Source organism: Streptomyces sp. HUAS MG91, from assembly GCF_040529335.1.
GTDB lineage: Bacteria > Actinomycetota > Actinomycetes > Streptomycetales > Streptomycetaceae > Streptomyces > Streptomyces tabacisoli.
Genome location: NZ_CP159534.1, coordinates 4,217,396 through 4,239,564, shown reverse-complemented (window position 1 = coordinate 4,239,564; position 22,169 = coordinate 4,217,396). Strand labels below are relative to the sequence as shown.

General features: G+C 68.3%; 21 protein-coding genes and 1 tRNA gene. 12 read left to right on the top strand and 10 right to left on the bottom strand.

Annotated elements, in window-relative coordinates; all coding sequences use genetic code 11:
- Positions 1-4 precede the first annotated feature (4 nt).
- From rsmG to rpmH, 6 genes are all read right to left on the bottom strand, one after another.
- Positions 5-721 carry a 16S rRNA (guanine(527)-N(7))-methyltransferase RsmG gene (gene rsmG, locus ABII15_RS19230; RefSeq protein WP_353943566.1) on the bottom strand — a complete coding sequence of 239 codons (717 nt, stop codon included), beginning with the start codon at positions 719-721 and terminating at the stop codon, positions 5-7.
- Positions 722-831: 110 nt separating this feature from the next.
- The gene (locus tag ABII15_RS19225) at positions 832-1,341 is read right to left on the bottom strand and encodes a R3H domain-containing nucleic acid-binding protein (RefSeq protein WP_353943565.1); all 510 of its coding nucleotides are present in this window, start codon (positions 1,339-1,341) and stop codon (positions 832-834) included.
- Between the two features lie 53 nt (positions 1,342-1,394).
- The gene (gene yidC, locus ABII15_RS19220; RefSeq protein ID WP_353943564.1) at positions 1,395-2,714 is read right to left on the bottom strand and encodes a membrane protein insertase YidC; all 1,320 of its coding nucleotides are present in this window, start codon (positions 2,712-2,714) and stop codon (positions 1,395-1,397) included.
- 8 nt (positions 2,715-2,722) lie between these two features.
- On the bottom strand, positions 2,723-3,073 hold the full coding sequence (gene yidD, locus ABII15_RS19215; RefSeq protein WP_351449324.1) for a membrane protein insertion efficiency factor YidD: 351 nt from the start codon (positions 3,071-3,073) through the stop codon (positions 2,723-2,725).
- Entirely contained in the window at positions 3,070-3,441 is a 372-nt protein-coding gene (rnpA, locus tag ABII15_RS19210; RefSeq protein WP_353943563.1) for a ribonuclease P protein component, read from the bottom strand. The genes yidD and rnpA overlap by 4 nt, the downstream gene beginning before the upstream one ends.
- A gap of 20 nt (positions 3,442-3,461) precedes the next feature.
- Complete coding sequence (gene rpmH / locus ABII15_RS19205; RefSeq protein WP_006381191.1) at positions 3,462-3,599, bottom strand: 50S ribosomal protein L34; 138 nt, start codon at positions 3,597-3,599, stop codon at positions 3,462-3,464.
- 416 nt (positions 3,600-4,015) lie between these two features.
- On the opposite strand from rpmH, the gene dnaA reads away from it, so the two are divergent.
- The 9 genes from dnaA to ABII15_RS19160 all read left to right on the top strand — a co-directional run bounded on the left by dnaA (position 4,016) and on the right by ABII15_RS19160 (position 16,806).
- A complete protein-coding gene (gene dnaA / locus ABII15_RS19200; RefSeq protein ID WP_353943562.1) occupies positions 4,016-6,082 on the top strand; it encodes a chromosomal replication initiator protein DnaA in 2,067 nt (688 codons plus the stop codon).
- A 902-nt stretch (positions 6,083-6,984) separates the two neighbouring features.
- On the top strand, positions 6,985-8,115 hold the full coding sequence (gene dnaN, locus ABII15_RS19195) for a DNA polymerase III subunit beta (protein WP_111663046.1): 1,131 nt from the start codon (positions 6,985-6,987) through the stop codon (positions 8,113-8,115).
- Positions 8,116-8,285: 170 nt separating this feature from the next.
- Positions 8,286-9,161: a phosphogluconate dehydrogenase (NAD(+)-dependent, decarboxylating) gene (gnd, locus tag ABII15_RS19190; RefSeq protein WP_353943561.1), complete on the top strand. Its 876-nt coding sequence runs from the start codon at positions 8,286-8,288 to the stop codon at positions 9,159-9,161.
- A gap of 64 nt (positions 9,162-9,225) precedes the next feature.
- Positions 9,226-10,350: a DNA replication/repair protein RecF gene (recF, locus tag ABII15_RS19185; RefSeq protein ID WP_353943560.1), complete on the top strand. Its 1,125-nt coding sequence runs from the start codon at positions 9,226-9,228 to the stop codon at positions 10,348-10,350.
- The gene (locus tag ABII15_RS19180; RefSeq protein WP_353943559.1) at positions 10,347-10,889 is read left to right on the top strand and encodes a DUF721 domain-containing protein; all 543 of its coding nucleotides are present in this window, start codon (positions 10,347-10,349) and stop codon (positions 10,887-10,889) included. The genes recF and ABII15_RS19180 overlap by 4 nt, the downstream gene beginning before the upstream one ends.
- Before the next feature lie 275 nt (positions 10,890-11,164).
- Positions 11,165-13,237, top strand: a complete 2,073-nt coding sequence (gene gyrB / locus ABII15_RS19175; protein WP_353943558.1) for a DNA topoisomerase (ATP-hydrolyzing) subunit B — start codon at positions 11,165-11,167, stop codon at positions 13,235-13,237.
- A 42-nt stretch (positions 13,238-13,279) separates the two neighbouring features.
- Positions 13,280-15,901, top strand: a complete 2,622-nt coding sequence (gene gyrA, locus ABII15_RS19170) for a DNA gyrase subunit A (RefSeq protein WP_353943557.1) — start codon at positions 13,280-13,282, stop codon at positions 15,899-15,901.
- Positions 15,902-15,919: 18 nt separating this feature from the next.
- Positions 15,920-16,612: a DUF3566 domain-containing protein gene (locus tag ABII15_RS19165; RefSeq protein ID WP_353943556.1), complete on the top strand. Its 693-nt coding sequence runs from the start codon at positions 15,920-15,922 to the stop codon at positions 16,610-16,612.
- A gap of 120 nt (positions 16,613-16,732) precedes the next feature.
- Positions 16,733-16,806 (top strand) — tRNA-Ile (locus tag ABII15_RS19160).
- A 58-nt stretch (positions 16,807-16,864) separates the two neighbouring features.
- On the opposite strand, the gene ABII15_RS19155 is transcribed toward ABII15_RS19160, so the two are convergent.
- Positions 16,865-17,290 (bottom strand): DUF6193 family natural product biosynthesis protein, encoded by a 426-nt coding sequence (locus ABII15_RS19155; protein WP_353943555.1) that lies wholly within the window; start codon positions 17,288-17,290, stop codon positions 16,865-16,867.
- 38 nt (positions 17,291-17,328) lie between these two features.
- The gene (locus ABII15_RS19150) at positions 17,329-17,817 is read right to left on the bottom strand and encodes a tyrosine-type recombinase/integrase (RefSeq protein ID WP_353943554.1); all 489 of its coding nucleotides are present in this window, start codon (positions 17,815-17,817) and stop codon (positions 17,329-17,331) included.
- A 159-nt stretch (positions 17,818-17,976) separates the two neighbouring features.
- Here ABII15_RS19150 and ABII15_RS19145 point away from each other — a divergent pair, with 159 nt between their 5' ends.
- Complete coding sequence (locus tag ABII15_RS19145; RefSeq protein ID WP_353943553.1) at positions 17,977-18,399, top strand: DUF6578 domain-containing protein; 423 nt, start codon at positions 17,977-17,979, stop codon at positions 18,397-18,399.
- 285 nt (positions 18,400-18,684) lie between these two features.
- Here the strand turns inward: ABII15_RS19145 and ABII15_RS19140 are convergent, their stop codons facing one another.
- Together ABII15_RS19140 and ABII15_RS19135 are read right to left on the bottom strand one after the other, a co-directional pair.
- On the bottom strand, positions 18,685-19,080 hold the full coding sequence (locus tag ABII15_RS19140) for a hypothetical protein (RefSeq protein ID WP_353943552.1): 396 nt from the start codon (positions 19,078-19,080) through the stop codon (positions 18,685-18,687).
- Between the two features lie 597 nt (positions 19,081-19,677).
- Positions 19,678-20,013, bottom strand: a complete 336-nt coding sequence (locus tag ABII15_RS19135; protein WP_353943551.1) for a DUF6344 domain-containing protein — start codon at positions 20,011-20,013, stop codon at positions 19,678-19,680.
- 336 nt (positions 20,014-20,349) lie between these two features.
- Between ABII15_RS19135 and ABII15_RS19130 the strand changes: the two genes are divergently transcribed.
- Complete coding sequence (locus tag ABII15_RS19130; protein ID WP_003999697.1) at positions 20,350-20,478, top strand: DLW-39 family protein; 129 nt, start codon at positions 20,350-20,352, stop codon at positions 20,476-20,478.
- Positions 20,479-20,684: 206 nt separating this feature from the next.
- Entirely contained in the window at positions 20,685-22,160 is a 1,476-nt protein-coding gene (locus tag ABII15_RS19125) for a hypothetical protein (protein WP_353943550.1), read from the top strand.
- The last annotated feature ends 9 nt before the right edge of the window (positions 22,161-22,169 follow it).

The following is a 22,169-nucleotide window of genomic DNA, read 5'->3' as shown; positions in this document are numbered from 1 at the left end:
GCGCTCAACGCCTGCGCCGGGCACGCCCCGTGCGGGCCGCCTTGGCCCGCTTGGCGGCGAATCGCACACCGCCCGGGCTCTCCCCGACCTCCACCCGCACCACGGTCGAGAGCGGATCCACCACACCCTCGCCGACCTGAAGCACCGAGGTCGCGACGGCACCCAGCTTGCTCAGCGCGGCACCGGCGCTCTTGACCTCTTCCACCGCGGTGTCGCCCTTGAGGGCGAGCATCTCTCCGTACGGCCGCAGCAGCGGAACGCCCCATGCCGCGAGCCGGTCGAGCGGTGCCACGGCGCGGGCCGTGACGACGTGGACGGGCGGCAGCTTGCCCAGGACTTCCTCGGCCCGGCCGCGCACCACGGTCACATGGTCGAGCCCGAGCAGTTCGACGACCTCGGTGAGGAACGTCGTACGCCGCAGCAGCGGCTCAAGAAGCGTGATCTTGAGGTCCGGGCGGACCAGGGCCAGCGGGATACCCGGCAGCCCGGCGCCCGAGCCGACATCGCACACCGTGACGTTCTCGGGCACGACCTCGGAGAGCACCGCGCAGTTCAGGATGTGCCGCTCCCACAGTCGCGGCACTTCGCGGGGGCCGATGAGGCCACGCTGCACGCCCGCGTCAGCGAGAAGCTCCGCGTACCGGACCGCGTCCGGGAAGCGCTCGCCGAACACCTCCCGGGCAAGCTCCGGAGCCGGGGGGAGTTCTGCTGCCTCCGTCACGGGGACCGTCCTTCCGTACCTCACCGCTCCACCGCGTGGGGTGGCTGATGAACAGGCTGACAAAGATCGGCCCCGCCTGCGAACAGACGGGGCCGGAGAGCACGTACCGCTCAGGCAGGAAGCACGACGACGAAGCGCTGCGGCTCCTCGCCCTCGGACTCGCTGCGCAGTCCGGCGGCCTTGACCGCGTCGTGCACGACCTTGCGCTCGAACGGCGTCATCGGCTGCATCTTGACCGGCTCGCCGCTGTTCTTCACCTCGGACGCGGCCTTGGCACCCTGCTCGGTGAGCTCGGCGCGCTTCTTGGCCCGGTACCCGGCGATGTCCAGCATGAGCCGGCTGCGGTCCCCGGTCTCCCGGTGCACCGCGAGGCGGGTCAGCTCCTGAAGCGCCTCGAGGACCTCACCGTCACGGCCGACCAGCTTCTGCAGGTCGCGGCTGCTCGCATCGCTGACGATGGACACCGCGGCACGGTCGGCCTCGACGTCCATGTCGATGTCACCGTCGAGGTCGGCGATGTCCAGCAGACCCTCGAGGTAGTCCGCAGCGATCTCGCCCTCCTGCTCGAGGCGGGTCAGGGTGTCGCCACCCTCAGGAGCGGAGGTGGTGCCTTCCGTCACGGGAGGACTCCTTCTTGAGTCAAAGGCTTACGCCAACGTCTTACGTCGAGGTCTTACTTCTTGGACGGGGACTTGGGCCGCTGCGGCCCGCCCTTGCGCTGCCCGGACTTGGCCTTGCTGCGCGCCTGGTTGCCACCGGCCGGCTTGGCCTTGGCGCCACTCTGGCCGTTCTGCGGCTTGGCGCCGGACTCGGAGTCGGTCGCGTCCTTCTTCTCCAGCGACGGCTTGTCCGAAGCCTGTGCGGTGCCGTCGGACTTGGCCGTGGTGGGGCCCGACTGGCGCTGCGACTTGGACTGACGCTTGGGCTGCTGGCGCTTGGGCGCACCCGAGGCCGTCGTGCCGTCCTCGTCCAGGACGGCGGTCGCGGACGTGCTGGCCACCACGGTGCCGTCGGCCTGGGCGGCGAGGCTGGCCTTGGTCAGACCGTTGATGAACTTGCGCTCGTACTCGTTGCGGTCCCGGCCCTTGGCGACGATCGCCTTGACGATGTTGCGCTCGCGCTTGGTGCGGGTGGCGCCGTGGCCGACCACGTGCTTCGTCAGGCCCTCCAGCATCTTGGCCTGGGCCTTGCTGCCGGGGGTGGGGTTCCGGCTGATCACGTACATCTGCTGGCCCATGGTCCACACGTTGGTGGTCAGCCAGTAGACGAGGACACCGACGGGGAAGTTGATGCCCATGAACAGGAAGATGACCGGGAAGACGTACATCAGCATCTTCTGCTGCTGCATGAACGGCGTCTTGACCGTGAGGTCGACGTTCTTCGTCATCAGCTGACGCTGCGTGTAGAACTGCGACGCCGACATCATGATGATCATGACCGCCGTGACGACGCGCACGTCCATCAGCGTGGCGCCCATCTTGGCGACCTCGTCGGCGGTGTCCATGAACTTCGCGGCCAGCGGGGCGCCGAAGATGTGAGCCTTCTGCGCGCTGTCGAGCAGCGACTGGTCGATGACGCCGATCTTCTTGTTCTCGGCGATGCCGGCCAGCGTGTGGTACAGCGCGAAGAAGAACGGCGACTGCACGAGGATGGGAAGGCACGAGGAGAGCGGGTTGGTGCCCGTCTCCTTGTACAGCTTCATCATCTCTTCGGACTGACGCTGCTTGTCGTTCTTGTAGCGCTCCTGGATCGCCTTCATCTGCGGCTGGAGCAGCTGCATGTTCCGCGTCGACTTGATCTGCTTCACGAAGAGCGGGATCAGGCAGATGCGGATCAGCACCACCAGGGACACGATGGAGAGACCCCAGGCCCATCCAGTGTCAGGGCCGAAGATGGCCCCGAAGACCTTGTGGAACTGGACGATGACCCAGGACACCGGGGTCGTGAGAAACGCGAAGACACCAGAAATCGCGTTGACGATATCGGAAATCATGTCCCTGATCAGGCTCCTTGGGCATGGGGCGGGGTCGCTGCGGACGGGCTGTCCTGGGCAGTGGCACTGTCGTCCTGAACGACGGGGGCCGCTTTCTTGTCCCCGCGCAAGGCGTCGCGGAGCATCTCGTGCCAGCGCGGCCGCTTACGCGGCGGAACGTAATCGACACCACCGTGGGACCACGGATTGCACCGGAGGATCCGCCAGGCGGTGAGGGCTGTTCCCTTGATCGCGCCGTGCCGGTCGATGGCCGTGAAGCCGTAGTGGGAGCACGACGGGTAGTACTTGCACACGGGACCGAGCAGCGGACTGATGGTCCACTGGTAGATCTTGATCAGTGCAAGCAGTGGGTACTTCATCGCGCGCCCCCTCCCAGCAGCCGCTCCAGGGCGGCATCCAGGTCTCGGGCCAGCTGTGCGTGGGAGGCGTCACCCGCACCGGGCAACGCACGTACGACTACCAGGCTACCTGGGGGCAACTGAGCCACCCGGTCGCGCATGAGGTGTCGAAGCCTGCGCTTCACCGTGTTCCGTACGACGGCGCCGCCCACGGCCTTGCTCACGACGAAACCCGCACGCGGCGGGGGAACGCTCTCCCCTGGCACGTGCGGGTCCGTTGAACCGCTGCGTAGATGGACGACGAGAAGCGGGCGTCCGGCCCGACGACCTCGTCGTACCGCGGTCGCGAAGTCCTCGCGCCGCCTCAGCCGATTCTCGGTAGGCAGCACGTCATGACCTGTTTACGCGATCAGGCGGACAGGCTGGCGCGACCCTTGCCACGACGGTTGGCGAGAATCGCACGACCGGCGCGGGTCCGCATGCGAAGGCGGAAACCGTGGGTCTTGGCGCGACGACGGTTGTTCGGCTGGAAGGTGCGCTTGCTCACTCGGGGGCTCCTGAAAAACGTGGGTTGGCGGGACATCGCCTGGCTGTCACCGTGCGCCCACGAGTAGCTCGCAATACGCCCGAGTGCACCGCTAGACGGACCACAGAGAAGCTGAACAACTCGTGGACCGTGACCTTGCCCATCGGAGGCAGGCGGCAGCAGCCATCGACAACTCGACCTGGTTACGGTACGCGCGGCTACGCCATCCGGTCAAACCAGCGTCACGCGGGAGACACTGTCCACAGGCTGGGGACAACAACTTGAACCGCAGCGGTCGCGCTGACTACCGTGGCTGAACTCCGATTCGTTCCCTTCTTCACCACCCACCCGGTTTCCTTCCCGATCCGGCTCCGGCCTCCCCACCCAACCCGTCCCAGGAATCACACGTTCGTGGGACCAGCGAGAGAGCGTGCCCTGTGGCTGACGTACCTGCCGATCTTGCCGCAGTGTGGCCACGAGTTCTGGAGCAACTCCTCGGGGAAGGGCGTGGGCAGGGCGTCGAGACGAAGGACGAACACTGGATCAAGCGCTGCCAGCCCCTGGCCCTGGTGGCCGACACGGCCCTGCTCGCGGTGCCCAACGAATTCGCGAAGGGCGTACTTGAAGGCCGGCTCGCGCCGGTCGTGAGCGAGACCCTCAGCCGCGAGTGCGGCCGCCCGATCCGGATCGCGATCACGGTCGACGACTCCGTGGGCGAGCCGCCCACGCCCCCGGCCCCGCCGGTCCAGCAGCAGCGCTACGAGGAGTACGAGGGCTACGAGGGCGCGGAGCAGCCCTCCGCGTCCGGTCAGGGCCACGAGCCGTACGAGAGCCGTGACGCCCCCCGTGACACCTATGACAGCCGGGACGCGTACGACGGCTACGACGCGTACGAGCGTCGCGGCCGGGACGACCGCGGTCAGGGCGGCCAGGCCGGCACGCGCGGCGACCAGCGCGACCCGCAGCCGCCGTCCCCGCGCGAGCGGGACCGCGAGGACCAGCTGCCGACCGCCCGCCCCGCCTACCCGGACTACCAGCGCCCCCAGCCCGGCGCCTGGCCCCGCCCGCAGCAGGACGACTACGGGTGGCAGCAGCAGCGGCTCGGCTTCCCCGAGCGCGACCCGTACGCGTCGCCCCCGCAGCAGCCCCAGCACGACTACCGGCAGCAGGAACGGCCGCCCTACGAGCCGCAGGGGTACGAGCCCGAGCGCGGCCGCTACGACCAGCAGCCGGAGCGCTCGCCGTACGAGCAGAAGCCGGTGGAGCGCCCCTCCTACGAAGAGCGCTCCCCCTATGAGGAGCGGGGCGGCTACGACGCGTCGCCGCGCGAGGGCCGGCCGCGCCGGGACGGCGGCGAGCCCACGATGGGCGGCCGCCCCGGGCTCGACGGCGGCCCCGGCCGCGGTGTGCCCTCGGGCGCCCCGGGTCCGCTGGCCGCGCAGCCGGCGCCCGCGACGGGCCCCGGTGAGCCGACCGCCCGCCTGAACCCCAAGTACCTCTTCGACACGTTCGTCATCGGCGCGTCGAACCGCTTCGCGCACGCGGCCGCGGTCGCCGTCGCCGAGGCACCCGCCAAGGCGTACAACCCGCTCTTCATCTACGGGGAGTCCGGTCTCGGCAAGACGCACCTGCTGCACGCCATCGGGCACTACGCCCGCAGCCTCTATCCGGGCACGCGCGTGCGGTACGTGAGCTCCGAGGAGTTCACCAACGAGTTCATCAACTCGATCCGCGACGGCAAGGGCGACTCCTTCCGCAAGCGGTACCGCGAGATGGACATCCTGCTCGTCGACGACATCCAGTTCCTCGCGGACAAGGAGTCGACGCAGGAGGAGTTCTTCCACACCTTCAACACCCTCCACAACGCGAACAAGCAGATCGTGCTCTCCAGCGACCGGCCGCCCAAGCAGCTGGTGACCCTGGAGGACCGGCTGCGCAACCGGTTCGAGTGGGGCCTGATCACGGACGTCCAGCCGCCCGAGCTGGAGACCCGTATCGCGATCCTCCGTAAGAAGGCGGTGCAGGAGCAGCTCAACGCGCCGCCGGAGGTCCTGGAGTTCATCGCGTCCCGCATCTCGCGGAACATCCGTGAGCTGGAAGGGGCGTTGATCCGCGTCACGGCGTTCGCCTCGCTCAACCGGCAGCCGGTGGACCTGGGGCTGACGGAGATCGTCCTGAAGGACCTGATCCCCGGCGGCGAGGACGCCTCCCCGGAGATCACCGCGCCGGCCATCATGGCGGCGACCGCGGACTACTTCGGGCTGACGGTGGAGGACCTCTGCGGATCCTCGCGCAGCCGCGTGCTCGTGACGGCCCGCCAGATCGCGATGTACCTGTGCCGTGAGCTGACCGATCTCTCCCTGCCGAAGATCGGCGCGCAGTTCGGCGGCCGCGACCACACGACCGTGATGCACGCCGACCGCAAGATCCGCGCGCTGATGGCCGAGCGGCGCTCCATCTACAACCAGGTCACCGAGCTGACCAACCGCATCAAGAACGGCTGACGACGGGCCCCTCGCGGCTCTCGTACGTCCCTCGAGGGCGCTCCGGAACGACTTCCGGGGCGCCCTTTTCCATGTGCCTGTGGACGCGAGTCGGTCGCCGGAGGTGAGCCGGTGTTCGATTCCGTGGCGAGTTACGGGTGTTCTCCACAGATGTGCCGGGTTTTTTCGGTCCACACCCTGGGGACCGGAAAGTTGTCCAGACGGCGTCCACAGCGCAGGGGCGTGACAGGGCATCAGGCCAGGTCAGAGGGTTGTGGATTGGTGGACAGACGATCTCCACACCCTGTGGACAGATTTTTCTTCCACAGGGTGTGCATGCCGTTGTCCACCGTCGACCCACAGGATGCCAGCTCTTGTGCACAGCGATCCGGAGCTTCTCCACACGGCTGTCCACTGTTCGGCAACGCGACGCGCCTCATCACCGACGCGAGTGAAAGGCGTCACACCAAGGGGGTCGGTTGGGCTGTGGGGAACGCGGGTAAAGCTGGGGACGGCGCTGGGGAGAAGTCGCCTCAGCCTGTGCATCGGGTGTGCAGAACTTTCGCCCGTCCACAGAAGTGCCCGGTTGTCCACGGCCACGGCCCACAGGCGCAGTGGACAAAAAACCGCCTCTGACCTGCGAAGAAGAGGTTTTCCACGGTTTCCACAGCCCCTACTACTACTCCCAACTAGAGAGAGCTGGGAATTCGTTTCGAAGACGGGGCTGTGCACAACTCGCTCTCGGCACCTCGACCGCGCCTCGGCACGACTTGACCGAGGGAGGCACCAGCTGTCAGTGCGGTGCGTCAGACTGGTCCCCGGTGTTCTCCCCAGCTGTGGGCCGAGCGACACCGACGTCAGCCGACGAAGACCGAAGACCGATGCAGGGCGAGAGCAGCCAGCAACAGCAGGAGGCGGCTTAAGTGAAGATCCGGGTGGAACGCGACGTACTCGCGGAGGCGGTGGCCTGGGCGGCGCGCAGCCTTCCGGCACGACCGCCTGCGCCCGTCCTCGCGGGCCTTCTGCTGAAGGCCGAGGAGGGCGCGCTCAGCCTGTCGAGCTTCGACTACGAGGTCTCGGCGCGCGTCTCCGTGGACGCGGAGATCGACGAGGAGGGCACGGTGCTCGTCTCCGGCCGCCTCCTCGCCGACATCTGCCGCGCCCTGCCCAACCGCCCGGTGGAGATCTCCACAGACGGTGTACGGGCGACCGTGGTCTGCGGCTCCTCGCGCTTCACCCTCCACACACTGCCTGTGGAGGAGTACCCGGCGCTGCCGCAGATGCCGACCGCGACGGGCACCGTCCCGGGCGACGTCTTCGCCTCCGCCGCGCAGCAGGTGGCCATCGCCGCCGGCCGCGACGACACGCTGCCCGTCCTCACCGGTGTGCGTATCGAGATCGAGGGCGGCACGGTGACCCTGGCGTCCACCGACCGCTACCGCTTCGCCGTCCGCGAGTTCCAGTGGAAGCCCGAGGACGACGAGGCGTCCGCGGTCGCCCTGGTGCCCGCCAAGACGCTCCTGGACACCGCCAAGGCGCTCACGAGCGGCGACACGGTCACCCTGGCGCTGTCCGGCTCGGGTGCGGGCGAGGGCCTCATCGGCTTCGAGGGCGCGGGCCGTCGCACGACCACCCGCCTCCTGGAGGGCGACCTCCCGAAATACCGCACGCTGTTCCCGACGGAGTTCAACTCCGTGGCCGTCATCGAGACCGCCCCCTTCGTGGAGGCCGTCAAGCGCGTGGCCCTGGTCGCCGAGCGCAACACCCCGGTGCGGCTCAGCTTCGAGCAGGGCGTGCTCATCCTGGAGGCCGGCTCCAGCGACGACGCACAGGCTGTGGAGCGGGTCGACGCCCAGCTGGACGGCGACGACATCTCCATCGCCTTCAACCCGACGTTCCTGCTGGACGGCCTGAGCGCGATCGACTCCCCGGTCGCCCAGCTGTCGTTCACGACGTCCACCAAGCCCGCGCTGCTCTCCGGCAAGCCGGCCGTGGACGCCGAGGCGGACGACGCGTACAAGTACCTGATCATGCCGGTGCGGCTGTCGGGCTGAGGCCACCGAGGGGCGGGCCGCTCCAAGGTCCACCGGAGCGGCTGTGCCCGCAGGTGGGCGGAAGCGTCCGGGTTTAGGCTCGGACGCGGGTACGAGACGGCACGCACGCGTGCGTGCCCGTACCGCTCCACCCTCCACCTCACGCCCCGTCGCAACGTAAGGAACCACTGATGGAGCTCGGTCTCGTCGGCCTCGGCAAGATGGGCGGCAACATGCGCGAGCGCATCCGCCGCGCAGGCCACACCGTCATCGGCTACGACCGCAATCCGGACCTCGCGGACGTCCACAGCCTCGAAGAGCTTGTGGGCCGTCTCAAGGGTCCGCGCGTGGTGTGGGTGATGGTTCCCGCAGGTGCCGCCACTCAGTCCACCGTCGACGAGCTCGCCGAGCTGCTCGAGCCCGGTGACGTCGTCGTCGACGGCGGCAATTCGCGCTGGACGGACGACGAGAAGCACGCGGTCGAGCTCGGCATCAAGAACATCGGCTTCGTCGACTGCGGCGTCTCCGGCGGCGTCTGGGGCCTGGAGAACGGGTACGCGCTGATGTACGGCGGCGCGGCCGAGGACGTGGCCAAGGTCCAGCCGATCTTCGACGCCCTGAAGCCGGAGGGCGACTTCGGTTCGGTGCACGCGGGCAAGGTCGGCGCGGGCCACTTCGCGAAGATGGTTCACAACGGCATCGAGTACGCGATGATGCAGGCCTACGCCGAGGGCTGGGAGCTGCTGGAGGCCGTGGACTCGGTGACCGACGTCCGCGAGGTCTTCCGCTCCTGGCAGGAGGGCACGGTCATCCGTTCCTGGCTGCTCGATCTGGCGGTCAATGCCCTCGACGAGGACGAGCACCTGGACAAGCTGCGCGGTTTCGCGCAGGACTCCGGCGAGGGCCGCTGGACGGTCGAGGCCGCCATCGACAACGCCGTCCCGCTGCCCGCGATCACCGCGTCCCTCTTCGCGCGCTTCGCCTCGCGCCAGGACGACTCGCCGCAGATGAAGATGATCGCCGCGCTGCGCAACCAGTTCGGCGGGCACGCCGTCGAGAAGAAGTAATCCACAGCTGTAGACAACCGCTGTTCAGAACGTCCGGAATGTTGGGGGAGGTCGGCCCACGACCATGCACGTCACGCATCTGTCACTGGCCGACTTCCGCTCGTACGCCCGGGCCGAGGTCGCTCTCGACCCGGGCGTCACCGCGTTCGTGGGCCCCAACGGGCAGGGCAAGACCAATCTCGTCGAGGCCGTCGGCTATCTGGCCAGCCTGGGCAGCCACCGTGTCTCCTCCGACGCGCCCCTGGTGCGCATGGGTGCCGAGCGCGCCGTCATCCGGGCCGCCGTCCGGCAGGGCGAGCGCCAGCAGCTGATCGAGCTGGAGCTGAACCCCGGCAAGGCCAACCGCGCCCGTATCAACAGGTCCTCGCAGGTCAGGCCGCGTGACGTGCTGGGGATCGTGCGGACCGTGCTGTTCGCGCCCGAGGACCTGGCGCTCATCAAGGGTGACCCCGGAGAGCGCCGCCGCTTCCTCGACGAGCTGATCACCGCCCGCTCACCGCGCATGGCCGGGGTCCGCTCCGACTACGATCGCGTCCTCAAGCAGCGCAACACGCTCCTGAAGTCCGCGGCCCTCGCCCGCCGCCACGGCGGCCGCACCATGGACCTCTCCACGCTCGACGTGTGGGACCAGCACCTCGCGCGCGCGGGCGCGGAGCTGCTCGCCCAGCGGCTCGACCTGATCGCGACGCTGCAACCGCTCGCCGACAAGGCGTACGAGCAGCTGGCCCCCGGTGGCGGACCGATCGCCCTGGAGTACAAGCCTTCATCGCCCGAAATCGTCGGCCACGCGCGCGAGGAGCTGTACGAGCAGTTGCTCGCCGCCCTGGAAGGCGCCCGCAAGCAGGAGATCGAGCGGGGCGTCACCCTCGTAGGACCGCACCGGGACGAACTGCTGCTCAAGCTGGGCCAGCTCCCCGCCAAGGGGTACGCGAGCCACGGCGAGTCCTGGTCGTACGCGCTGGCGCTGCGCCTGGCCTCGTACGACCTGCTGCGCGCCGAGGGGAACGAGCCGGTGCTCGTCCTCGACGACGTCTTCGCCGAGCTGGACGCCCGCCGCCGCGAGCGCCTGGCGGAGCTCGTCGCGCCCGGCGAGCAGGTCCTGGTGACGGCCGCGGTCGACGACGACGTGCCCGGCGTGCTCGCCGGCACCCGGTACGCGGTCTCCGAAGGCACCGTGGAGCGGCTGTGAGCGGCGACGAGCCGAAGCCGCAGCCCGAGGGCGGGCCCGAGCCGTCCGGCGTCGACCTCGCGCGGGTGGCACTGCGCGCGGCGAAAGAGGCGGCACGCGCGCGTGGTGCCTCGGCGCAGCAGAAGAAGCAGGCGCGACGTGGCGGCGGACTGCGCTCCGGTGCGCGCGCCGACGGGCGCGACCCGATGGGGCTCGGCGCCGCCATCAACCGGCTGATCACCGAGCGCGGCTGGGAGGCGCCGGCCGCCGTCGGCGGGGTGATGGGCCGCTGGCCGCAGATCGTGGGTGAGGATCTCGCCAAACATTGCGTGCCGCAGAAGTACGACGAGGACGAGCGCGTCCTGGTGGTCCAGTGCGACTCGACGGCCTGGGCCACGCAGGTCCGGATGCTGGCTCCGCAGCTGGTCAGGCGCCTGAACGAGGACCTCGGGCACGGCACCGTGCGCCGCATCGACATCAAGAATCCCGGCGGTGGCCCGCGCCGCTACGGCCCCCTGCGCGCCCCCGGGAGCACCGGTCACGACCCCACCTACGGGTGAGAGCGCGGTCACGGTAGCTGCTGGTTGACACCTCGAAGCGCTGAGTGCCGCTGTGAGCCTCTTGGAGCCCCTTTCCGCATAGGGGGAGTCGGCCGAGACCGGTTGAGGGCGGCACGTGCGGACTCAGGTACCGGCAAACCCCCATCACTGTCGGCGCTACCGGTACACTGGAGAGCAATCCCGCCCCACTTGTGGGACGCACCGAGCAACGCTGACTAGGGCCTACCGAACCAACACGCCGCAGCCGCTCCGGCCACCAACCGGGAGCAGGGCTTGTGCTGTGCCAGAAAGGGCGCTTCGTGGCCGATTCCGGCAACCCCAACGAGAACATCCCGTCCACCGACGCCGAGGCGCACGTAGGGGCCACAGAGGCCTCCTACGACGCCAGCGCGATCACCGTCCTCGAAGGGCTGGACGCGGTCCGCAAGCGACCCGGCATGTACATCGGCTCGACCGGTGAGCGTGGTCTGCACCACATGGTGCAAGAGGTTGTGGACAACTCCGTCGACGAGGCGCTGGCCGGCCACGCGGACACGATCGACGTGACGATCCTGCCCGACGGCGGCGTCCGCGTCATCGACAACGGCCGCGGCATCCCCGTCGGCATCATCCCGTCCGAGGGGAAGCCGGCCGTCGAGGTCGTGCTGACCGTCCTGCACGCGGGCGGCAAGTTCGGCGGCGGCGGTTACGCCGTCTCCGGCGGTCTGCACGGCGTCGGCGTCTCGGTCGTGAACGCGCTGTCCACCAAGGTCGCCGTCGAGATCAGGACCGAGGGCCACCGCTGGACGCAGGACTACAAGGCGGGCGTCCCGACCGCACCCCTGGCGAAGCACGAGGCCACCGAGGAGACCGGCACCTCGGTCACCTTCTGGGCCGACGGCGACATCTTCGAGACCACCGACTACTCCTTCGAGACGCTGTCGCGGCGCTTCCAGGAGATGGCCTTCCTCAACAAGGGCCTGACGATCAAGCTCACCGACGAGCGCGAGTCGGCCAAGGCCACGGCCGGCGCCGACGCCTCGGAGGCGGGCGACGACACGGCCTTCGAGCCGCGCACGGTGACGTACCACTACGAGGGCGGCATCGTCGACTTCGTGAAGTACCTCAACTCCCGCAAGGGCGAGGTCGTCCACGACTCGGTGATCGACCTGGAGGCCGAGGACAAGGAGCGTCTCCTGTCCGTCGAGGTCGCCATGCAGTGGAACAGCAGTTACAGCGAGGGCGTCTACTCCTTCGCCAACACGATCCACACGCACGAGGGCGGCACCCACGAGGAGGGCTTCCGCGCCGCGCTGACCGGTCTCATCAACCGGTACGCGCGCGACAAGAAGCTGCTGCGCGAGAAGGACGACAACCTCACGGGTGACGACATCCGCGAGGGTCTGACCGCGATCATCTCGGTGAAGCTCGGTGAGCCGCAGTTCGAGGGCCAGACCAAGACCAAGCTGGGCAACACGGAGGCCAAGACCTTCGTGCAGAAGGTCGTGCACGAGCACCTCACGGACTGGCTCGACCGCAACCCGGTCGAGGCGTCGGACATCATCCGCAAGTCCATCCAGGCGGCCACCGCGCGCGTGGCGGCCCGCAAGGCGCGCGACCTGACGCGCCGCAAGGGTCTGCTGGAGTCCGCGTCCCTGCCGGGCAAGCTCTCCGACTGCCAGTCGAACGACCCCACCAAGTGCGAGATCTTCATCGTCGAGGGTGACTCCGCCGGCGGTTCGGCCAAGTCCGGCCGTAATCCGCAGTACCAGGCGATCCTCCCGATCCGAGGCAAGATCCTCAACGTCGAGAAGGCGCGGATCGACAAGATCCTGCAGAATCAGGAGATCCAGGCGCTGATCTCCGCCTTCGGTACCGGAGTCCACGAGGACTTCGACATCGAGAAGCTCCGCTATCACAAGATCATCCTGATGGCGGACGCCGACGTCGACGGCCAGCACATCAACACCCTGCTGCTGACGTTCCTGTTCCGCTTCATGCGGCCGCTGGTCGAGGCGGGTCACGTCTTCCTGTCGCGGCCCCCGCTCTACAAGATCAAGTGGGGCCGGGACGACTTCGAGTACGCGTACTCGGACCGCGAGCGCGACGCTCTCCTGGAGCTGGGCCGCCAGGCCGGCAAGCGCACCCGGGACGACTCGGTCCAGCGCTTCAAGGGTCTCGGTGAGATGAACGCCGAGGAGCTGCGCATCACGACCATGGACCAGGAGCATCGCGTCCTCGGCCAGGTCACGCTCGACGACGCCGCCCAGGCCGACGACCTGTTCTCGGTCCTCATGGGTGAGGACGTCGAGGCGCGCCGTTCGTTCATCCAGCGCAACGCCAAGGACGTCCGCTTCCTCGACATCTGAGTCGGTCTCAGCTGACCGCCGCAGAAAGGATCTTCACCAGCAATGGCCGACGAGAACACCCCCACGCCGCCTGCCGAGAACGAGGACGGCAGCGCCGTCGCGATGCGGATCGAGCCCGTCGGGCTCGAGACGGAGATGCAGCGCTCCTATCTCGACTACGCGATGTCCGTCATCGTGTCCCGCGCGCTGCCCGACGTACGGGACGGCCTCAAGCCCGTCCACCGCCGTGTCCTGTACGCCATGTACGACGGCGGCTACCGGCCCGAGAAGGGCTTCTACAAGTGTGCCCGCGTCGTCGGCGACGTCATGGGCAACTACCACCCGCACGGCGACTCCTCGATCTACGACGCCCTGGTGCGCCTCGCCCAGCCGTGGTCGATGCGCATGCCGCTGGTGGACTCCAACGGAAACTTCGGCTCCCCGGGCAACGACCCGGCGGCCGCCATGCGCTACACCGAGTGCAAGATGGCGCCGCTGTCCATGGAGATGGTCCGGGACATCGACGAGGACACCGTCGACTTCACGGACAACTACGACGGCCGCTCCCAGGAGCCGACCGTCCTGCCGTCCCGCTTCCCGAACCTGCTGATCAACGGCTCGGCCGGTATCGCGGTCGGCATGGCCACCAACATCCCGCCGCACAACCTGCGCGAGGTCGCGGCCGGCGCCCAGTGGTACCTGGAGAACCCCGAGGCCTCCCACGAGGAGCTCCTGGACGCGCTCGTCGAGCGCATCAAGGGCCCCGACTTCCCGACCGGCGCCCTTGTAGTGGGCCGCAAGGGCATCGAGGAGGCGTACCGCACCGGCCGCGGCTCCATCACGATGCGCGCGGTCGTCGAGGTCGAGGAGATCCAGAACCGCCAGTGCCTGGTGGTCACCGAGCTGCCCTACCAGGTCAACCCGGACAACCTCGCCCAGAAGATCGCCGACCTCGTCAAGGACGGCAAGATCGGCGGCATCGCCGACGTCCGCGACGAGACGTCGTCCCGTACCGGCCAGCGCCTCGTCATCGTCCTCAAGCGCGACGCGGTCGCCAAGGTCGTCCTCAACAACCTGTACAAGCACACCGACCTTCAGACGAACTTCGGCGCGAACATGCTGGCGCTCGTCGACGGCGTGCCGCGAACCCTCTCCCTGGACGCGTTCATCCGCCACTGGGTGACGCACCAGATCGAGGTCATCGTCCGCCGGACGAAGTTCCGGCTGCGCAAGGCCGAGGAGCGCGCGCACATCCTGCGCGGCCTCCTGAAGGCCCTGGACGCCATCGACGAGGTCATCGCCCTCATCCGGCGCAGCGACACCGTGGAGATCGCGCGAGAGGGCCTCATGGGCCTCCTCCAGATCGACGAGATCCAGGCCAACGCCATCCTCGAGATGCAGCTGCGCCGGCTCGCCGCCCTGGAGCGCCAGAAGATCGTCGCCGAGCACGACGAACTCCAGGCGAAGATCAACGAGTACAACGCGATCCTGGCCTCGCCCGAGCGGCAGCGCCAGATCATCAGCGAGGAGCTGCAGGCGATCGTCGACAAGTTCGGCGACGACCGGCGCTCCAAGCTGGTCCCCTTCGAGGGCGACATGTCCATCGAGGACCTCATCGCCGAAGAGGACATCGTCGTCACGATCTCGCGCGGCGGTTACGTCAAGCGGACCAAGACGGACGACTACCGCTCCCAGAAGCGCGGCGGCAAGGGCGTGCGCGGCACGAAGCTCAAGGAAGACGACATCGTCGACCACTTCTTCGTGTCCACGACGCACCACTGGCTGCTGTTCTTCACCAACAAGGGACGCGTCTACCGCGCCAAGGCGTACGAGCTTCCGGACGCCGGACGCGACGCGCGCGGGCAGCACGTGGCGAACCTGCTGGCCTTCCAGCCGGACGAGGCGATCGCCGAGATCCTCGCGATCCGCGACTACGACGCCGCGCCCTACCTGGTGCTCGCCACCAAGGCGGGCCTGGTGAAGAAGACGTCTCTGAAGGATTACGACTCGCCTCGTTCCGGCGGCGTCATCGCGATCAACCTCCGCGAGGCGGCGGACGGTTCGGACGACGAGCTGATCGGCGCCGAGCTGGTCTCCTCCGAGGACGACCTGCTGCTCATCAGCAAGAAGGCGCAGTCCATCCGGTTCACCGCCACGGACGACGCACTGCGCCCGATGGGCCGTGCCACCTCCGGTGTGAAGGGCATGAGTTTCCGCGAGGGCGACGAACTGCTCTCGATGAATGTCGTCAGGCCGGGTACGTTCGTCTTCACCGCCACCGACGGTGGGTACGCGAAGCGGACCAACGTCGACGAGTACCGCGTCCAGGGTCGCGGTGGCCTCGGCATCAAGGCCGCCAAGATCGTGGAGGACCGCGGCTCGCTGGTCGGCGCGCTGGTGGTCGAGGAGACCGACGAGATCCTCGCCATCACACTGTCCGGCGGTGTGATTCGTACGCGAGTCAACGAGGTCAGGGAGACGGGCCGTGACACCATGGGCGTCCAACTGATCAACCTGGGCAAGCGCGATGCCGTCGTCGGCATCGCACGTAATGCCGAGGCCGGCCGTGAGGCCGAGGAAGTCGACGGGGCCGCCGAGCTGGTGGACGGCGCCGAGACCGACGAATCGGCCCAGGGCGAGACGGCTGTCGGAACGGACGAGGGCGAGCAGTCCTCGGCCGAGTAGCGCGAGGAGAGAGTCATCGTGAGCGGAGCCACGGGCGCAGGCTCTACCGGAACATCCGCCGGTACGGAATCGGAGAGCGGCCGTGGCTCCGCTCGCGACGTCAAGGACTCGAGCGGCTCGGCGAACGCGCACGAGTCTCATGGATCCCAGGGGGGAACTGTGACGGACACCCGAGGTCCGCAGACCCAGCAGTACGCCGCCGGTGGCGGCGGGGCCCTGCCCGGCGAGCGGCAGCAGCCGCAGCAGCCGGCCGGCCCGTATCACCCGCCGCAGGCGTACCAGAACGCCCCGGCGGGCGGAGCGGTGCGCAGGCCGCGCACCGGGGCGCGCACCACTCCGCGCACCCGCAAGGCTCGCCTGCGCGTGGCCAAGGCCGATCCGTGGTCGGTGATGAAGGTCAGCTTCCTGCTGTCCATCGCACTCGGCATCTGCACGATCATCGCGGCCGCCGTGCTGTGGATGGTCATGGACGCCATGGGTGTCTTCTCCACGGTCGGCGGCACGATCTCCGAGGCCACGGGTTCGAACGAGGGCAACGGCTTCGACCTCCAGTCGTTCCTGTCGCTCCCGCGCGTGCTGATGTTCACGACGGTCATCGCGGTCATCGACGTCGTCCTGGCGACGGCGCTGGCGACGCTCGGCGCGTTCATCTACAACCTCTCCGCGGGCTTCGTCGGCGGCATCGAGCTCACGCTCGCCGAGGACGAGTGACGCTCGCGGCGGTCTGAAGACCCGCTGGTGGGCGGGCCAGGACTATCGATTTTGGGACTGGCCCTCCAGTGCGCTAATCTTCAGGAGTCAGCGCGCGGGACACACACCGCAGAGCGCGGCGGGGCTATAGCTCAGTTGGTTAGAGCGCATCCCTGATAAGGATGAGGCCACAGGTTCAAATCCTGTTAGCCCCACATGCGAGAAGACCCCCAGCCGGAATCGGCTGGGGGTCTTTGACATCTACGGCTGACATCAGCCGCTCTCTGCCTGACCTTTGTCTTTCTGTTGCTCCAGCTTCTGCTCCAGCTTCGTTGCTTCGTGCGTGGCGAGCTCTTCAGGGGTGCCCACGAAGGCAGGACCGCAGTTCGGCGGCAGACGGTCGACCACCAGGGCGATGGCTTCCTGCACTGTGGCTACTTGTCCTACCCACTCGGATCGCAGCGGCCCGAGGGCCCAGTAGGTGCCTTCGGTACCGGGCGCGATGTAGGGGATGTCCCAGGTCCACCGCTTCTCGGTGCAACGGCTGAAATGAAGCTCCCCCATTCCCGTCCAGGGGAAGAGCTGCCGCAGGCGTGGCTCGGCGTAAGCGGCATCCAGTAGCTCGGTATGAACGCGCCCATCGTCACGTACCTTCTGCCAGCCCGCTTCCACGATGGGGTTCGATGAGTTCTGGGTCATGACGTCATCATGCGCCTGCCTCAGAGCCCCAGCGTGAGTTAGCCGAGCAACGGATCTTCCAGAAGTTCGGCGAGCATCGCGACGGCTTCCCGTTCGTCGGAGCCGACCACGTGCGTGTAGACGTCCATGGTCATGCTGATCTGGCTGTGCCGCAGGATCGCTTGCGCCACCTTGGGATGGACCTTGAGGAAGGCGAGCAGGGTCCCGCAGGTGTGCCGGGCCAGCCGGACCGTGATGCGCCGGACGCCGGCGCGGCTCACCAAGCGGCCGAAGCTCCGTGAGAAGCCCACGGGGTCGATCATCCCGCCGTGGTCAGCCGAGAAGATCAGGTCTTGGCCTTCTGCCTGCTCCCAGTGCTCGCCCGCGATCTTCCGTTCCAGCTCCTGGAGCTCCCGGCGTTCCTCCAGAGCGCGAGCGCAGATTTCGGGCAAGGGGAGCACCGCCTGTGAGGACTCGGTCTTGAGGTCTTTGAGCACCGAGCCCTTGCCCTTCTCGTGCTGGACCTGCTTCCAGGTGGAGCGCGCCACTGTACGGACGACCTGGACGCCATGGGCCGCGTCTGCTCGGCTCTGCCTGGGTCGATGGTGAACGGGATGGGAGCTGGGGAGAGTGGTGGGTTGAGGTCTGCGCGGAGGGTGCGAGCAAAACCCCTGGTGAGCGCGGGACACCCTACGGACAATGACGGCATGACGTTGACGATTTGGGTCGATGACTGGCAGATCCAGTGCTGCGGGGAGAACTTCACGCCGGGAGATGTCGTCTCGTGGCACCTACTGGAGGTCGATCCCGAGGATTACGCCGACCTCGTTGGTAGCGAACGTGCTGCGGAGATCGACTTTTGCGAGGAGCATCACGGCCGGGAAGGCGAGCATGCGCCAACCCGTTTGCGGGTGCTGACCATCTCAGAGGTGCACTGTAGGTACGAAGTCCCCCCAGGCAGCACGTCGAACGTGCGGCATCCGGTACCGGGCACAACCGAATTGGTTCAGGTCCGAGAAGCGGACGGCTGGGCAGCGAATCGCCCACACGTCGACTTCACCGGCTACCTCGTGACAGCCGAGCGGACCGAACTGTCAAGGGCGCCTGAGTCGACTGACACCAGCGGCTGACATCAATACGGGCGTACGTCGCCGATCAACGTCGAATCTCAGCGGCAGCAGGACCAGGACTCAGTGGACGCTCATCAAGATCGAGAGGCCCCCTCGATCGACCTGATAAGGATGAGGCCACAGGTTCAAATCCTGTTAGCCCCACTTTCAAGAGATTCATCAGAGAAGGCGTCTCCCCTGGCGGGAGGCGCCTTCTCTGCGTTTTGGTGTTGCTTCGACGGCGGAGAGTCGGCGGTAGGGGCGCCCGTCGCGTGGGTTGCCGGCCACGGGCGCCGCCTCCGTCGGTCAAGGGGTCGGCGTGATGCCCGCTTCGTCGAGCGCGTCGTCCAGGTCGCCCTTGATGGCGTCGAGGCTCTCCTTGATGTCGTCGGCGTTCGGCGGGGACGCGGTGACGTCGTCCGGGTCGAGGTCGGGTACGGCGGACTTCATGGCGTCATCCATGGCGTCGCCCATGAGCTCCTTGGCGTAACGCTGGGCGGTCTTGTCGTCGATGCCGACGCAGGCATCGGGTCGCCCGTCGGCTGCGGCCGCGTCGCCGCCCTTCTTCATGGCCTCGTCGAACTGCTTCTTCATCGCGGCCTTGCAGGCGGCGGGGTCGGCCTCGGTGTCGCTGGACGAGCAGGCGACGGCGCCGGTGGCGAGTAAGGCGGCGATGACAGCGGCGGTGATACGGGTGCGCATGGTTCCCCCTGGGATGAGCTGTGGTGACGCTGCATCATCCGTGATGGCGGGTTCCTGTGTGGCCGTTGTGACCCTGCTGTGACTCATTCCCGCGGGAGCACGCCGAAAGGGCCCGCTCAGCCGGACGTGCTGGCTGGGGCCTGGTGGGGCTTGGCTTCTTTGGTTGTGCGGGACCACCCAGGGGTGGGCCAGGGGCGGCGTGGGCATGCCGCTGTGCGCGGTGCCGCGTCGTCGTCCCGTATGCGTACTGCCTGTTGTGGCTGTTACGCCTGCTGTGTCTTTTGTTGCTGGCGTGCCTGGCCTGCGTACTACGTGGTCCTGGCACTGCCTGCGGTGCGTACTGCGTGCCGCTGGTACTACCTGTGGCACGTGTTGCCTGACGCCGGTACTACCTGCTGTGGCGCGTACTGCCTGCTGCCGGTACTACCTGTGTCGCGTATTGCGTACTGCTTGCTGTGTGCTTACCGCGTGCTGCAAATGCTCGGTGCTGCCTGTGGTGCGTTGTTTCTCGAGCGTGCTGTTCCTGCCGCAGCGTGTGCCGTGCCTGTGCGCCTGCTCTCACGCTGCTCACTGGTGTCGCGGGTCGTGCTGTACGGGCTACAGCTGCCCCGCGAGTGCTTCGTTCGCCAATTCCGTGTCGCTGTCGGACTGTTCGGAGTCGGCCGGCGGGCGGTGGCGGCAGCTGGGGGAGGAACCGTGGGCCTCGGCGCGGATGCGCTGCTTCATCGTCGGTGGCAGGGACCTCTTGAAGGCCCAGAAGGGATGCGACGCCGTGGCGGCGGGGGCGTCGGCCTCGATGGCCTGGTGCGCCTCCTCTGTCTGCTGGACGGGAGCGGCCGCGGTGGCCGGGGTGACGAGACCGAGCGCCGAGAAGAGCGCGATGAAGGCAGAGATGACGATGGTCCACAGCGTCATGACCTTGTTCTTGGTCATGGCCCCTCGCTTTCAGGTTGGGCGATTTGCGTACTTTCCTCATGATGTGTACGCAGGCCCTCGATGGTGGGACCGACCCTCATGGCGCGTCGATCTTCAGATGAACACCACTCGGATGGCCTCAAGCAGGGGCAAGAGCTGCCATGACTACTGAAAAGCAGCGAATCTCACAGTCCGGGAATGAGACAGCCATCAGACCGGGGAGCCGGATGCTCCGATTCGACTGCTGTGGCGCGGGCGGGAGTTGAGGCGGATCCAGGTCACCGATCGGTATCGGTCGGTGTGTATAGTCGGGCGCCAGAGGTCCCCTACGTCAAGGAAAGACGAGGTCGCGCGGTGAAGAAGCTTCTCCTGGTCGCACTGGCCGCCATCGGCGGGCTCCTCGTGTACCGCCAGATCCAGGCGGATCGCGCCGAGCAGGATCTGTGGACGGAGGCGACCGACTCCGTGCCCACGGGTTCGTGAGTATCGACAACAGACTCGTCACGGAGCCCCGGTCGCAGTAGCGGCCGGGGCTCCGTGCTGTCCGGGTGCGGGGTTCCGCGACCTGTGCTCGGCCGCCGGCGACGCGTTCGCGTATGTGATGACGCGGCTCGCGCCGGCGAAGTGAGTGGCGGGATTTACGGCGCGCGGCGGACAGTGTGCGCCCCGGGAAGGCAGGATGGCGCTCCATGAGGGGACTCATGAGGCGGCTGATGGAGGGGCGACGCGGCCGGGCCTGGGCGGCGGTCGCCGTCGGGGTGGGGCTGTGCGGGATCCCGGCGTCCGCCGGAGCGATCGGTACCGGGGCCGGCGACCCGTACGTCTTCGCCGAGGGCGCGCAGAACGTACGAGGAGCGCAGAGCAGTAGCGACGCACCCCGGCTCACGACCGGTCAGACGTACCGGAGTTCCCTCGGAGCGGGGGCGGACGCCACCGCCCACTACCGCGTGGCTCTGGACGGCGCGGCCAACGCCTACGTCTCCGTGGTCGCGGTTCCCCCGCTCGGCTCGGGGACGAAGGCGGCGGCCTCGGACGGTGTCACCGTGACGCTTCAGGATCGCGCCGGGAACGAGTGCGACTCCCAGCGCGCGACCTTCCGCGCCGGCGCGTATCCACGACCCGTCGCGGCCGTCGTCGAACGACTCGTGAAGACGGGCGGCGTGCGGTGCCAGTCGGCCGAGACCTACGACGTGGCCGTGGAGCGGGTGTCGGAGGCCGGCTCGACGGACGGGACCTGGGGTCTCGAACTGAAGGTGGCCACCGAGCCCGGCCTGGTCACCCCGGCGACCACCGGAACCCCGCGGAACGGGTCGTCGGCGTCGGTGCGGCCCCCGTCGGGATCCGGCACGCAGCGCAGCGGCGGCACCGGCTTCAACGATGCGCGGGCCCTGTCGGAAGGAGCCTGGAAGGACCGGGTCGGCCCTGGGCAGAGTCATTTCTTCCGCGTGCCCGTGGACTGGGGGCAGCGGTTGTCCGTCGAGGCCGGGCTGAACTCCTCGGCGGAGGGCTCGGCCCACGCGGGCAGCGTGAGCGACGCGTTCGACGTGCAGCTGTACAACCCGGCCCGGGCCCCGGTCACGGCGAAGGACGCCACGTACGCGGGCGATCCGGTCTCGGTGACGTTCGACCCGCTGTCGCCCGTGGCCTACGAGAACCGGTACCTGGCGAGCGACGAGCAGGCGGCGATGCGCTTCGCGGGCTGGTACTACCTGAAGGTCTCCGTGAATCCGGCGGTGGCCCGCAAGCTCAAGGACAAGGCGCCGGTGGTGACGCTGCGGGTGACCGTCGGCGGAGACGCGGTCCAGCCGCCCGACTACGTACGGGACGCGGGGGACTTCCAGGTGACCGACGCGGACCGCAAAGCCGCGGAGAACGGCGCGGGCGGGGCCGTGTGGGAGGACCTGGAGGTCGCGCAGGGCGGTGCCGCGGGCGGGTCCGCCGACGAGGGGCGCGGTCGCGGAGAATCGGGCGGTTCTTCCGGCCCGGGTTCCGCCGACTCCGGGACCTCCGCCGGGGCGGGGTCCGCTTCCTCCTCTTCTACGTCGCCGAGGAGCACGGCGATGACGGTGATCGGCGTTGCCGGCATCGGGACGGGCACGGCGCTGCTGCTGTGGCTCGCGGTGTGGCGGGCGGTCGCGGTGCGGCGGGTGCGGGTCCGGAGCTGAGGGGCGCCG